The sequence below is a fragment of the Exiguobacterium acetylicum genome (assembly GCF_019890935.1).
GTDB classification, from domain to species: Bacteria; Bacillota; Bacilli; order Exiguobacteriales; family Exiguobacteriaceae; genus Exiguobacterium_A; species Exiguobacterium_A abrahamii.
The window spans coordinates 2,277,857-2,291,313 of sequence record NZ_CP082333.1; the positions used below are offsets into that span (position 1 = coordinate 2,277,857).

The 13,457-nt window shown below is 46.9% G+C and carries 9 protein-coding genes; all 9 read right to left on the reverse strand.

All coding sequences use genetic code 11. The features are described from left to right. Positions 1 to 22 precede the first annotated feature (22 nt). The 9 genes from K7G97_RS11915 to tig all read right to left on the reverse strand — a co-directional run bounded on the left by K7G97_RS11915 (position 23) and on the right by tig (position 13,367). On the reverse strand, positions 23 to 1,165 hold the full coding sequence (locus tag K7G97_RS11915; RefSeq protein ID WP_223040657.1) for an AI-2E family transporter: 1,143 nt from the start codon (positions 1,163 to 1,165) through the stop codon (positions 23 to 25). A gap of 27 nt (positions 1,166 to 1,192) precedes the next feature. Next, entirely contained in the window at positions 1,193 to 2,626 is a 1,434-nt protein-coding gene (locus K7G97_RS11920) for a glycosyltransferase family 2 protein (RefSeq protein ID WP_195864648.1), read from the reverse strand. Beyond that, the gene (locus K7G97_RS11925; RefSeq protein ID WP_223040658.1) at positions 2,616 to 3,635 is read right to left on the reverse strand and encodes a HEAT repeat domain-containing protein; all 1,020 of its coding nucleotides are present in this window, start codon (positions 3,633 to 3,635) and stop codon (positions 2,616 to 2,618) included. The genes K7G97_RS11920 and K7G97_RS11925 overlap by 11 nt, the downstream gene beginning before the upstream one ends. Next, positions 3,635 to 4,381, reverse strand: a complete 747-nt coding sequence (locus K7G97_RS11930; protein WP_223040659.1) for a response regulator — start codon at positions 4,379 to 4,381, stop codon at positions 3,635 to 3,637. The genes K7G97_RS11925 and K7G97_RS11930 overlap by 1 nt, the downstream gene beginning before the upstream one ends. Then, complete coding sequence (locus tag K7G97_RS11935) at positions 4,382 to 7,429, reverse strand: hypothetical protein (RefSeq protein ID WP_262415748.1); 3,048 nt, start codon at positions 7,427 to 7,429, stop codon at positions 4,382 to 4,384. Positions 7,430 to 7,612: 183 nt separating this feature from the next. Beyond that, positions 7,613 to 8,194 carry a ribosome biogenesis GTP-binding protein YihA/YsxC gene (gene yihA, locus K7G97_RS11940; protein ID WP_023468975.1) on the reverse strand — a complete coding sequence of 194 codons (582 nt, stop codon included), beginning with the start codon at positions 8,192 to 8,194 and terminating at the stop codon, positions 7,613 to 7,615. A 1-nt stretch (position 8,195) separates the two neighbouring features. Further along, entirely contained in the window at positions 8,196 to 10,505 is a 2,310-nt protein-coding gene (gene lon, locus K7G97_RS11945; protein ID WP_023468976.1) for an endopeptidase La, read from the reverse strand. Positions 10,506 to 10,574: 69 nt separating this feature from the next. Next, positions 10,575 to 11,840 carry an ATP-dependent protease ATP-binding subunit ClpX gene (gene clpX / locus K7G97_RS11950; RefSeq protein ID WP_023468977.1) on the reverse strand — a complete coding sequence of 422 codons (1,266 nt, stop codon included), beginning with the start codon at positions 11,838 to 11,840 and terminating at the stop codon, positions 10,575 to 10,577. 234 nt (positions 11,841 to 12,074) lie between these two features. After that, positions 12,075 to 13,367, reverse strand: coding sequence for a trigger factor (tig, locus tag K7G97_RS11955; RefSeq protein WP_029342286.1), 1,293 nt, complete (start codon positions 13,365 to 13,367; stop codon positions 12,075 to 12,077). Positions 13,368 to 13,457 lie beyond the last annotated feature (90 nt).

A 13,457-nucleotide genomic window follows, 5' to 3' on the forward strand; every position in this document is an offset into this window, starting at 1 on the left:
AAAAAGGTCAGAGGGTTACACTTTACTTCAAGGATTCAGGTGGTACTGTCACGTCCGGTACGTCGAGACGTTGCTGACGTAAACGATAGATCCGAGCGATATTTTGAACAACGACTTTTGTGACCGCATAGGTCGGAACTGCTAGGATGACACCAATGATCCCACCGATTTTCCCAGCAACGAGCAAGACGATGATGATCGTCAGCGGATGAACCTTGAGTGTCTTTCCTTGGACATAAGGAGAAATCAAGTTCGACTCGATTTGCTGCGCGACGACGATCGTGATGATCGCATAGACGGCTTTGATCGGATCATCGATGAACCCGACGATGACTGCCGGAACGGCACCGATGTAGGGACCAAGATACGGAATGATGTTCGTGACCATACAGAATAAGGCAAGCAGTAACGCATATTGAATATCTGAGATGAAGAAGCCAATCAATGACATGAGACCGACACAGATCGAGACGATGACTTGTCCATTGACATAATGCTTCACTGTCACATGCATGTCGTGCAAGATTTTACGCGTTTCTGTTTCATAGCTTTTCGGCAACAGCTTGACGACGGAATCCGGAAACTTATAGCCGTCAAGCAACATATAAACTAAGATGAACGGCACTAAGACGATGATTAAGACAGTCGAAGAGATGACACCAAAAATCGTTCCGACAGACGTCGAGACAGACTTAAAGACTGTACCGATATACGACGTTGCTTCATTCGTCCATTTGTCAAACAAGTCCGTATTCTCGTGAACCCATGTCGAGATGAAACGATTGTTCATCAATTGATCGCGTAAATTTAACGTCTGATCGCGCAATTCAACGACGAGTGTCGGAATGCTTGTCGCAAAATCCGTCACCTGCTCGACTAAGATCGGTCCGATGGATGCAACCGCAATCGTCAGGATCGTAATGAAACTAAGCAAGACGATCAAGACGGCAAGACCACGCTTCTTAACCCGTTTTTGTAGTGCGTCCACGATGCCAAGCGTAAAATAATAGAAGATCCCTGCGATGATCAATGGCGGGAAGATCAAGGCCAACATGACACGAATCGGCTGGAATAAAAATGAAATTTTCGTTCCAACCCAGATGACGAGAAAAATCACTAATATCCAGATTAATGCTTTAAACCACTTGTTTCGTAACAACTCCACCTAACTTATCCCCCTCATACCTATTCGTCAGCCGACTTTTTCCTCGGTGACGTCTTCGAGACGTTGGCGCTCCATCTGCCCCCAGTGTCCTCGACCAGTCAAGAATTGAATCAATCCTCCTAGCTTGAAGAAGACGAGAATCGGACGGTACCAGAACGACTCGGTTAAGGACCATAGATACAACCGAATCAATTCTTTGACGTTCTTGAATCGGTGCATCGTCCACTCTTCCAATAATACGGCACCTGCTGACAATAGGGAACCATAGAGTAAAGCGACAACCAGCAAGACGATCCCAAATTCAAAGTTAAGTGTACCGACGAGCAAGTTGAGCGGAATGATGAAATAACCGATCAGTTCGACGATTGGTCCGAGTAGTTCAATCAAAAAGAAATACAACATCGAGACGCTACCAACAGAACCATATTTCGGATTGCCAATCATCCGTTTATGGGTCCAGAGTGTCTCAGCAAGACCACGATGCCAACGTGTTCGCTGTGAACGTAACACTTCCATCGATTCTGGAGCTTGTGTCCAACAAACTGGTGCTGGAACATACTCGATGCGTTTATCGAGTTTATTTTCCTTCATGTACCGATGCAAACGGACGACAAGCTCCATGTCCTCACCGACAAGCCCCTCTTTATATCCCCCCGCCTTAACGACGATACTCTTTTGGAACAATCCGAAGGCACCGGAGACGATCAACAAGATGTTGAAGCGGCTAAGACCAAGGCGACCGAACAAGAATGCTCGGAAATATTCAATCATCTGCATCAGGACGATTCGTTGTTTCGGTGTCCGAATCTCGACGATTTCGCCGCCTTCAATCGTACAACCGTTAACGAGGAAGATCGAACCACATGTCGCGACGACTTCTTCATCTGACTCGACAATTGGCTTCATGACTTTCAACAACGCATCACGCTCTAAAATCGAATCCGCGTCGAGTGAACAGAAATACGGATAACTCGAGTGGTCGATACCGGCATTCAGGGCATCTGCCTTTCCACCATTCTCTTTATCGATGACGATCAAACGACTGTCAATCCGGGATCGATAGACCTGCTTGATTGGTTTTGAACCGATCAAGATACGTGGATACTGGATTTCTTTCTCTAACTCATACGCACGAAACAGTTCATCCATCGTTCCGTCCTTTGAACCATCGTTAATGACGAGTACCTCATGCTCCGGATAGTCAAGCGCTAGCAAGGCCTGGACACTTGAGACAATCGTATATTCTTCATTATAGGCCGGAACAAGGATACTGACCGGTCGTGTATAGAGAGACCGCATCAACGGTAAATAAGAACTTTCTTTCCGGCGGAAACGTTGCCGACGCACCATCTGAGCAGAAATCAAATAAAGCGTCGAATAGAATACGATGACGAGTAACATATAAATCAATACGGTCCAGGAAAGGACTTCAATAATGGCTTGGATTGTCTCAGACGACATGATGCTTCATCTCCTTTGCCAACCGTTCTGTAGCTTTTTGACGCGCATAGCGGTCGGGATGTGTACTTGATACCTTCGCCAACTGTTCGATTCCACCACAAGCAAGTAGTGCATCAAAGGCTGCCGTCCGAACCCACCAAGAGCGACTACCGACGAACGGCAGGATCGCTGATATCGCATCGTCTGGAACGACGTGCTCTAAGAAACGAAGGGCAAGCATCTGCTCGACCCAACTTGATTCTTCTTCCAAGTAAGGGACATACAATTTCCAGTCTTCCTCAAGTCCAATCCGAGTAAGCGCGCGAAGGGCACGTTTTCGAATTTCCGGATTTTCATCCGTTGTCTTGTCACGGACGAGTGCGATATAACGGGTCTCATCTCGATCAAAGATCAGCTGTAGAATCGCTAACTTAAACGATAACGTCAATTCTTCAAAAGCAGTCACCCATTCTGTCAAATCTTGACTACGACCGACAGCAAGGATAGCGCCAAAGAAGCTAATCTCATTTTCTTGTTTAGCAATCGCAATCGCATCTTGCGGGGATAAGGAGACAAGTGTCCGGACGATGACATCGCTCTCCTCTTTTTCAATTGCCTTCCCCCAACGCGCATGAATCATTGGTGCGACTGCAACCAAACGGAATTGTGAAACGGCTTCATAGGCGTTCAAGCGGCGGTCGATCCGCCGCTGCTTCAATTGTTGCTCATAATACGCTTGCATATTCGCAGCGACGAAAGCTTGTATACGTTCAAGATGAACCGGTGTTGCCGTCAAGTTAGACAACGCGAACAATTCAAGCTCCGCTAAATCTTCGTTTCCTTTTTGAATCGCTGGCATATCTTGACGTTCACTTGTCGCATAGTCATAAATGTCATCTCGAAAGGCAAGCTGCCAATCGCGACGCGCATGCTCACGATTGGCGCGTTTTCGTTTTTGAACGACAAGATAGATCAATGCTCCACCTTGTAAGAAGATGAGTACGACGATGAATACTAGAATCGCCTGCATCATCGGCCGTCCTCGACTTTGCGAATCCACGCACGGAACTCTTCGATTTTCAGTGGAAGCGTCATGATGTAATCAACACCACGATCAATCGCTAGGACATGATCACGTTCGCGGTTATACATCGAGATCATCATCGATTGGAATGGTGCGACACTCTGTTGTTTCGCTCGCAGCAACAGTTCCAGTCCATCCGCTCGCGGCAATGCGGACGTAAACACGAGTAGGTACGGACGGGATGCCACATACTCATCAAGAAACGTCTCCGCTCGCTCGAACGTCACGAAGCGTTCGAAGCGGTCCGTCAGTTCCCGTTCCATCATCCGACGGATATGCGGATCTTCCGTTACGACGATGACGTCTGCGATATGATGGATCTTCTTATAACGCGCAAGACGATCGAGAACAAGTTCTCGCGACAACGTCGCCGGTAGCACTTCACGTGCATTCTCTAACCCATAGAAAGAGGGTTCCGTATTAAAGTAGACGACGGGAATCCGCTCCTCGATGACGGGTTTGCTTGCGAGAACGACATCCGCATAGGAAATGTCCGTCCGCACGCACCACCCTTCCTCGATCAGACCATTGATCGTCTCCGGCATTTGTCCGACCGTGTGTACGAATAAGGTATTCGCTGTTGATTCGCGGACAGTCTCTTCCGTCCATTCGATCGTCGAACTGACCTCACGATCTTGAGTTGTTGCTTCAAACGACTGGTGGATCAACTTCCACATCTCTTCACGTCGCATTTAGTTTCCTCCCTCAGTGAATGCTTTTTTCATTGTATGATAGACCGGTTTTAATTCTTCCCGCTGTTGTGGATTCGTCCACTCGGCCCAGTTATAGAAACCACGATCCTTCTCTGGAATACGTGTCTCACCGACTTGACCTGTGACTTCGATTCCTTCCGTGATCATCTTCGCTTCGAGTCCATCTTTCCAGAAGTCCCCGATGATTTCATGTTTACTTGGATCACGCATATTCAAGACCATCCATGGAATACGAAGTTCAACGGTTGGTTTCGTGACATCTGAGATATCCGTCAAGATGTCATCCGGCTCTCCTTCATGTAAAACACCCGTGTCCCATTTAATAGCAGGTTTGACGATTTTTTTCGTCACCGGGTCTCGTCTTGCATAATCGAGCATTTGATAGATTGGAACGAACTTGCCGCTGTCTTTTTGATCAGAAGGAGGTTTCACCATCTCAAACGGCATCTTCAGACCATAGTGGTAGCGGAAGATATCATATCGTGTGTCAACATCAAGACGTGCTTTTTGATCAATTGTCAAACGGTATTCGGCTCCTTCGTCAAGCGTCAACGGACCGACTTTCGTATTCCCGTCATTCGGTTTCGTCGATAGTGCAAGTGTCGTCGGCTCCGCTTTCTTCCGGTCGATGCGCAAGTAGAGATATGCCTCGTCAGAAGTCATATAAATCGCTTGATCCTTATTTTCAGCAACTGGAGCATACCCTTTCCAGTCATCCAGTTTCCCGTCAATGACGATATCCGAACGAAGGAAACCAAGCATCCCGAAATGTTGCTCACTCGTCTGGACATTCGACCAATGTGGACGAGTATCCGCATCATCATAATCCATCGTATTCCATGTCCGTTTGAACCATTCATCTTGCCAGATGAAGACGAGTCCACCAGCCGTCTTGACGTCCTTGATGTCTTGATAGAGCTGTGCGACGAGTTCACCTTGTTTCTTTTCACTGACATGTCCTTGATCGAAACCATTCGGTCCAAGGTGTGTCTTCCCGCGTGAACTTGGAATTCCGAATTCTGATACGAGTAACGGCATATCATGATAGTCTTTCATTTCTTTCAAATAACGAGCGTAGGATTCAGAACCCTTATCTGCTTTTTGACTGTATTCTTCCTTGATGAACGAAGGATAATACGGATAGATGTGATAAGACGCAAACAAGCCACCTGGGAAATCCTTCGTTGCTTTCAAATGATTGAAATCGATCGAGACGAGATCTTGCTCTTCTTCAACTTCTTTCGGGTGTTTCAACGGATCCGTTGTTGGCCAGTTCGTCGAACCAATCGGTCGAGTCGTGCCGTACTCTTTGATTTCGTGTGCTGTCGCTGTATCCATCCGACCAGCAAGCCACGATTCGAATGGGGACGCCTCTTTTGTCGTCGTCACGTATTTCCCTTCGAAACGTGTGCCTTTGTTCTTTTTATTCGTCTCAACGACGGCTTCCGGTAACCATTCGATTCCGAAGACGAATGCTGAAACGTATTGCGAGACGTCCGATGTATATGTTCCAGAAGCATGACCGACGACTTCCTTGACGACGGCGTTTCCATGAATGACATCGACCATTCGTTTGGCTTCTGTATCCGTCATCTTCAAGAAGTCTGGCTCAAAAGCATTCTTCAACTCTTCAAATGGTTTTTCCTCAACCCACATACCTTGCATTAAATAAATCGGTTGCTTCGCCCGTTCGTTATACGCTTTTAATGCATCGTAAAAAGCAGGAGGATGCAATGTATACACGCGAATCGTATTGACACCCAACTCGCCGATTTCCTTTAGCCAACGATCATATTCATTCCTACTGATGGCATGTTCCCCGGGAAATGCCCCCGGTCGACCGAGCCCGACGTTAACACCTTTGACGAAATACGGCTTCCATTCGCCATCTTGATACATCTCAAGCGTGTCCTGTCCTTCACGTGCTCGTGTTCGTAGTTCTTGATTACCAACTTTCGTTTGAGAGAGTGGTTTGACTTTCGCAGCATGCGTCGAGACACGTTTTGTATCTTCTAGAATTCGTGTCAGGGTCGGGGCATAAATCTTCCAAAAGAATGCTGATTCACTCTCTGCACTATCGAGGATGAACTGTTTACGGAACCAGTCAAGACCACTGTATCGATAGTAGCGCGGGATATCCGCAACGTCGGTGTAGTCCCCAGCAAAATAGTGTCCACTTCCTTGCGTGACATACGCTGGGAACTCAAGCGGCAACTGATACTTCCGAAGCATCGCTTGGGTCTGCTTTGACGGTTTCCAAGAAAAATGCGCTTGTTGCTCGCCACCATCTAGCTCTAAAATCTCGAACCAGTAGTTATAGCGTACTTCGTCTTTCGCACTTCCCTTGTTCTGGTCCCATTTATAAAGAAGTGGCGTGTCATCATTAACAAAGAATGCTTTTTCCGTTGAGTCATTGATGAAAACATAACCTGGACCAGATAGTTTGAACTCTTTTTCTTTCGCCTGCGCTTTTAATTGAGCTACGACGTTCTTCTCAAGACCTTGCAATTTTGTTAAATCCGGGAAAAAACGACCAATCCATCCTGTCCAAGCGGTTCCGAATAATTGGCGGAACGCATTGGAACGTTCGACTGACGTCGGACTTGCCGCCGTATTGAACTCCGCCACGACCGTTTTCCCTTGCGAAATGGCTTCGGTCGCGAGCTCGACGTCTTCCGTCGTCAAGCCACCACGATGTTCTTTTTTTCCGTTGACGTCATATGACCTTCCATACGTATCCGTAAACAACAGCACATCTGCTTTAGAGGCTTGTTGTAACATTTTTTCACCTTGTGTACCGTCGTAACGGTTGATGTAGTCCGAATATGCATAATCCTGCCCTTGCGTATTTCGGATCTTTAAGTGATTCAATAACCACGTCGTTCCGGCATGCTCTCGCTCCTCCGTTCCGTTCGTGTAATCAAATAGTGCAATGTTTAATGTCTTTTCCTGTTTCAAGAACCAAATGGCAAATGGTGTCAGAATGAGTAAGACGACGATTGCGAACGTCCATTTATAACGCCTCATATTGGCATAGCCTCCCACTAGAACAATTTGTTCCTATCATTGTAACGTGAATCAAATGATGTTCATATATTGGAAATCAAATATGATGGAAGGAAATGATTAGATGCTACTTTTAGATTACTTTACCCCTAACAAAAAAACGTCCCGTTCTCCTATTGTCGGAGAACAGAACGTTTCGTTATTTTACAGTAGACGATAAATCGCTTCCCATGCCGCATCGACGCCTTCTCCTGTCTCAGATGAGAAAGGAATCAAGGTATCTTGACCGTCAAATTGCAACTTACGCTTGATTGCCGCGATATGTTTATCACGTTGACTCTTCTTGATCTTATCGAGTTTTGTCGCGACGACGATGACCGGTAGATCGTAATACTTCAAGAAATCATACATCGTCACATCATCCGCAGACGGATCGTGTCGGATGTCGACGAGCTGTACGACACCTTTGAGGATTTCACGTTGTGTGAAGTACTTCTCCATCATCTTGCCCCACGCTTCACGCTCTGTCTTCGAGACTTTCGCATATCCGTAACCCGGTACATCGACGAACATGACTTCATCATTGATGTTGAAGAAGTTCAAGGTTTGCGTTTTACCTGGTTTCGAAGATGTCCGCGCGAGTGCTTTACGCTGGACCAGTTTATTGATGAAAGAGGACTTTCCGACGTTCGATCGCCCTGCGAGTGCCACTTCTGGCAACAATGGCTCCGGATAATGTTCCGGATTGACGCCACTCGTAATAAAATCAGCTTTATAAATTTTCATGTTACTCTCCTTTTAATGCATGTTCGAGCACTTGCTCCATCGTCGCGACTGGAATGAATTCCATTCCTGCGCGGACGCTTTCCGGGATATCATCAATGTCCCGCGTATTGTCTTGCGGCAGCAGAACGGTCGTCAGGCCCGCACGATGTGCTGCGAGTGACTTCTCCTTTAGTCCACCGATTGGTAAGACACGTCCACGCAACGTGATTTCACCCGTCATTCCGACATCCCGGCGAACCGGCCGTTTTGTTAAAGCGGAAATCAATGCTGTCGCGAGTGTGATCCCAGCAGATGGACCATCTTTTGGTACGGCACCTTCAGGAACGTGGATGTGGATGTCTTGCGTTTCGTAGAAGTTCGGTTCGATGCCAAGGGACGTCGCATTCGCTCGGACGAAGCTGTACGCGGTCTGAGCCGACTCTTGCATAACATCACCGAGTTTCCCGGTTAACTGCAATTTCCCTTTACCCGGAGCAAGGCTGACTTCGATCGTCAACGTATCGCCCCCAAAAGCAGTATACGCTAAACCAGTCACCGCGCCAATCATATCTTCGAGCTCGCCTTGACCATAGCGGTAGATCGGTTTGCCTAGGAAATCGTCCAGATTACGTTTTGTCACCGTCACCCGTTTCTTCTCACCCATCGCGATTTGTTTCGCTGCTTTCCGGCAAAGTGAGCCGAGGACACGTTCGAGATTCCGGACACCGGCTTCTCGTGTATAACGACGGACGACTTCTTCTAGCGCGTCTGCTTTGACTGTCAATTGACTCTTTTTCAGACCATGTTCAGCCAGTTGCTTCGATAAGAGATGACGAACGGCAATTTCCGTTTTCTCTTGTTCCGTATAGCCACCGATTTGAATCAGTTCCATCCGATCGAGCAACGGTCCGGGGATGTTCGAGACATCGTTCGCTGTCGCGATGAACAGAACATTCGATAAATCGAACGGTTCTTCGATATAGTGATCAGAAAAGCTGTTGTTTTGTTCTGGATCAAGAACTTCAAGCATCGCGGACGACGGGTCACCACGGAAGTCATTTGACATCTTATCGATCTCATCGAGCAGGAAGACCGGGTTGTTCGTTCCTGCTTGTTTTAAACCACGAATGATCCGTCCTGGCATCGCTCCGATGTACGTCCGGCGATGTCCACGGATCTCAGCTTCGTCGCGCACGCCACCAAGTGAGACACGGACGAACTTCCGCTCAAGTGCTGTGGCAATCGAACGGGCAAGCGACGTTTTCCCGACTCCCGGAGGACCAGATAGACAGAGAATCGGTCCACGTAATGAGTCCGTCAATTGACGAACGGCAAGATACTCAAGGATCCGTTCTTTGACCTTCTCTAGACCGTAATGGTCCTTTTCAAGCTGTTCCGAAGCAGCCGAGACGTTCAAGAAATCATCGGTTGCTTCATTCCACGGCAACGAGAAGAACCATTCGAGATAGTTGCGAATGACCCCATGTTCGGGACTCGTCGCCGGTACGACCGCTAAACGACTGATTTCCTTCTCGACGTTCGCAACCGTCGTTTCTGGTAAATCAAGCATCGCAAGCTGCTCCCGGTATTTCGTCGCATCGCTTTCAACAGAAGCCGACTCGCCACCGAGTTCTTGTTGAATCGTCTTCAATTGTTCCCGCAAGTAATACTCGCGTTGCGATTGTTCAATCGTCTTCTTCGTCCGTTCACGCATCTCACGTTCGAGTTCGACGACTTCATATTCGTGTTTCATGACATCAAGCAACATCAATCCTCGTTCGACCGGATCCTGTTGTTCGAGAAACTCCTGCTTCTTCGAAATATCGATTGGTAACTTCGACGTGATATAGTCCGTCAATGAATCGAGGCGTTCGTATGTCTCGAACCGGCGACGTTCATCGGTTCCGATTCCTTTAATCCGGGAGACGAGTTGACCAAACTGTTCTTTGATGAGACGAACGAGCGCTTCTTGTTTCGCTCCTTTGATGTCCATCTTCTCAATTGGTTCGATGACAGCTTGATAACCCTCGTCCGTCTCCTCGACGTTTTCAATCCGGACGCGTTCCTTCCCGATGACGCGGACACGGACCGTATCATTCCCGAGTTCACTCATCTTCGCGATTTGAACGAGCGTCCCAACCTGATGCAACCCGTCAACAGACGGCTCTGCTTCTGGATCACGTTGCGTGACGACGACGAGATCGATTTCGTGTTCCTTTGATGCAAGTAAGGCTTTTAAGGATACCGGACGCCCTACATCAATCGTCAATCCGATCAACGGATACGCGACGACACCGCGTAACGGTAAAAGTGGATATTGTTTTTTCTTCATTCGAATTCCTCCTAAACAAAAAGACTCGGAAAGGCGTACAAGTAGCCTCCGAGCCGATTTGTCACGGTGTTACGCCGTTTCTTTTTCTTTCCCATGTTCAATTGTACCATCTTTCAACTCAAGCGTTGGACCGCGTTTACCAGTCAACGTTTCTGCTGTAATGATGACTTTCGCGATGTCTTCACGCGATGGGATTTCGAACATGATATCAAGCATAGTTTCTTCGATGATCGAACGAAGACCACGCGCACCTGTTTTACGTTCGATTGCAAGTTTTGCAATCTCAAGAAGTGCATCTTCCGTGAAGTCGAGTTCGACATCATCGAGTTGAAGCATTTTCTTATATTGTTTCACGAGGGCGTTTTTCGGTTTCGTCAAGATTTGAACGAGTGCCTCTTCATCAAGTGGCTCGAGCGTCGCCATGACCGGCAAACGACCGATGAACTCCGGAATCAAACCGAACTTTTGAAGATCTTCTGGTAATGCAGCTGCCAGAATTTCTTTTTGTGTAAGGTTACGGTTCTCTGAATCGTTTCCGAATCCGATGACTTTTTTACCAAGACGACGTTTAATCGACTGATCGATACCATCGAATGCGCCACCGACGATGAACAAGATGTTCGTCGTATCGATTTGGATGAATTCTTGGTGTGGGTGTTTCCGTCCACCTTGTGGCGGTACACTCGCAACCGTTCCTTCCAAAATCTTCAGCAAGGCTTGTTGGACACCCTCACCAGATACGTCACGTGTAATCGACGGGTTTTCTGATTTACGAGCAATCTTATCGATCTCATCAATGTAGATGATGCCTTTTTCAGCCTTCTCAACATCATAGTCCGCTGCTTGGATGAGTTTCAATAGAATGTTCTCGACGTCTTCACCAACATAACCGGCTTCCGTCAAACTTGTTGCATCTGCAATCGCAAACGGTACGTTCAAGATACGTGCCATCGTTTGGGCAAGAAGTGTTTTACCGCTACCTGTTGGTCCAATCATGACGATGTTCGATTTCGAAAGCTCGACATCATCTGCGCGACCACCAGCATTGATTCGTTTGTAGTGATTGTACATCGCTACAGATAACGATTTCTTCGCTTTCTCCTGACCGATGACATAATCGTCAAGTGTCGTACGAATTTCATGCGGTTTTGGAACATTTTTCAGCTCGACTTCTTCTTCAGTACCGAGTTCTTCCTCTACGATTTCATTGCAGAGTTCGATACACTCGTCGCAAATGTAAACGCCAGGTCCAGCAACAAGTTTGCGTACTTGTTCTTGTGTCTTTCCACAGAAAGAACATTTTAGCTGACCTTTTTCTTCGTTAAATTTAAACATAAAGGTCCACCCCTTTAACGTGGAAATTGTATGGACGCCTGTAGCATCCCGTCTCACGTTTTACTATTTATGATTGTAGCATGAACAAGGAAAGTCTTTCAAATCCTGGACGAACGATTTACAGTTTGATGTTCTGAACCAAGGATCGTTTGTCCTTGTTTGACCTATCGTACAAAAAAATCGACTCCAAGACCAGAAATTGGGCTTGAAGTCGATCGAAAACCATGAAATGGCTTATTTTGCTTTTGCGTTGTCGACGAGAACATCGATAGCTTTACGGAATTGAAGATCGCCTTTAAGCGTTTCAAGACCACCTTGTGGTGCAAGCATCGTTTCAAGTTGATCTGCAGGGATGTTGTAGAGTTCTGACATTGATTGAAGTTCAGCTTGAGTTTCCTCATCTGTTACTTCGATTTTTTCGTCAGCAACGATTTGCTTGAGGACGAGACGTGCTTTAACGCGCTCTTCCGCTTGCTCTTTCATTTCAGAACGCATTGCCTCTTCTGTCGTTCCAGTCAACTGGAAGTACATGTTGAGGTCGATGCCTTGTGATTGAATACGTTGTGTGAACTCTTGAACCATACGCTCGACTTCGTTTTCGACCATGACTTCTGGAAGATCAACTGTCGCGTTTTTCGTAGCCGCTTCGACTAACTCATCGCGCATTGAAGCATCAGCTTCTTGTTTGCGTGTGTTTTCGAGACGCGTACGGATTTTTGTTTTCAACTCGTCGAGTGAAGAAACTTCTTCATCCATTTCTTTTGCGAACTCATCTGTCAATTCAGGGAGCTCTTGTGCTTTAACTTCATGGATTGTTACTTTGAATGTAACTGGTTTTCCAGCGAGTGATGCTTCGTGGTATTCCTCTGGGAATGTCACTTCAAGATCTTTTTGCTCGCCAGTTTTTAAACCGACCATTTGCTCTTCGAATCCAGGAATGAAGTTTCCAGAACCGATGACGAGTGAGTAGTTCTCAGCAGTTCCGCCGTCGAATTGGTTTTCCCCATCGAAACCTGCGAAGTCGAATACGACTGTATCGCCATTCTCGATGACGCCATCTTCTTTAACGACGAGTTCTGCACCGCGTTCTTGTAATGTTTTGAGTTCAGCGTCGACGTCTTCGTCAGTAACGTTCGTTTCAACTGCTGTGTACTCAAGACCTTTGTACTCACCGAGTGTAGCTTCTGGCTCGATGACGAACGTGATTTTGAATTCGACTGGCTTGCCTTTTTCGAGTGTTTCAACGTCGATGTTCTCAAGCGCGATTGGCTCGATTCCTGATTCGACGACTGCACCTTCGATTGTGTCCTTGTAAAGGATATCGAGTGCATCTTGGTACAGTGCTTCTTCACCGTACATTTTGTTGAACATTGCGCGTGGCATTTTTCCTTTACGGAAACCAGGTGTGTTCAAAGTCTTAACGACTTTCTTGAACGCTTGGTCTACCGCTTTATCAAATGCTTCAGCAGGCGCTTCATACGTGAGGACGCCGAGGCTACCTGATTGTTTTTCCCATTTTGCAGTCATGCTGAGTCCCTCCAAAATTGTCAATTAGCGTACATGTGTGTACAACAAGTCACATTATAGCACAATCGTTCTGACGATTACCACTGTTGA

Coding starts and splice junctions, on each gene's coding strand:
- K7G97_RS11920 (WP_195864648.1), bottom strand. CDS start 2,626: ATGTCGTCTGAGACAATCCAAGCCATTATTGAAGTCCTTTCCTGGACC.
- K7G97_RS11925 (WP_223040658.1), bottom strand. CDS start 3,635: ATGCAGGCGATTCTAGTATTCATCGTCGTACTCATCTTCTTACAAGGT.
- K7G97_RS11930 (WP_223040659.1), bottom strand. CDS start 4,381: ATGCGACGTGAAGAGATGTGGAAGTTGATCCACCAGTCGTTTGAAGCA.
- K7G97_RS11935 (WP_262415748.1), bottom strand. CDS start 7,429: ATGAGGCGTTATAAATGGACGTTCGCAATCGTCGTCTTACTCATTCTG.
- yihA (WP_023468975.1), bottom strand. CDS start 8,194: ATGAAAATTTATAAAGCTGATTTTATTACGAGTGGCGTCAATCCGGAA.
- lon (WP_023468976.1), bottom strand. CDS start 10,505: ATGAAGAAAAAACAATATCCACTTTTACCGTTACGCGGTGTCGTCGCG.
- clpX (WP_023468977.1), bottom strand. CDS start 11,840: ATGTTTAAATTTAACGAAGAAAAAGGTCAGCTAAAATGTTCTTTCTGT.
- tig (WP_029342286.1), bottom strand. CDS start 13,367: ATGACTGCAAAATGGGAAAAACAATCAGGTAGCCTCGGCGTCCTCACG.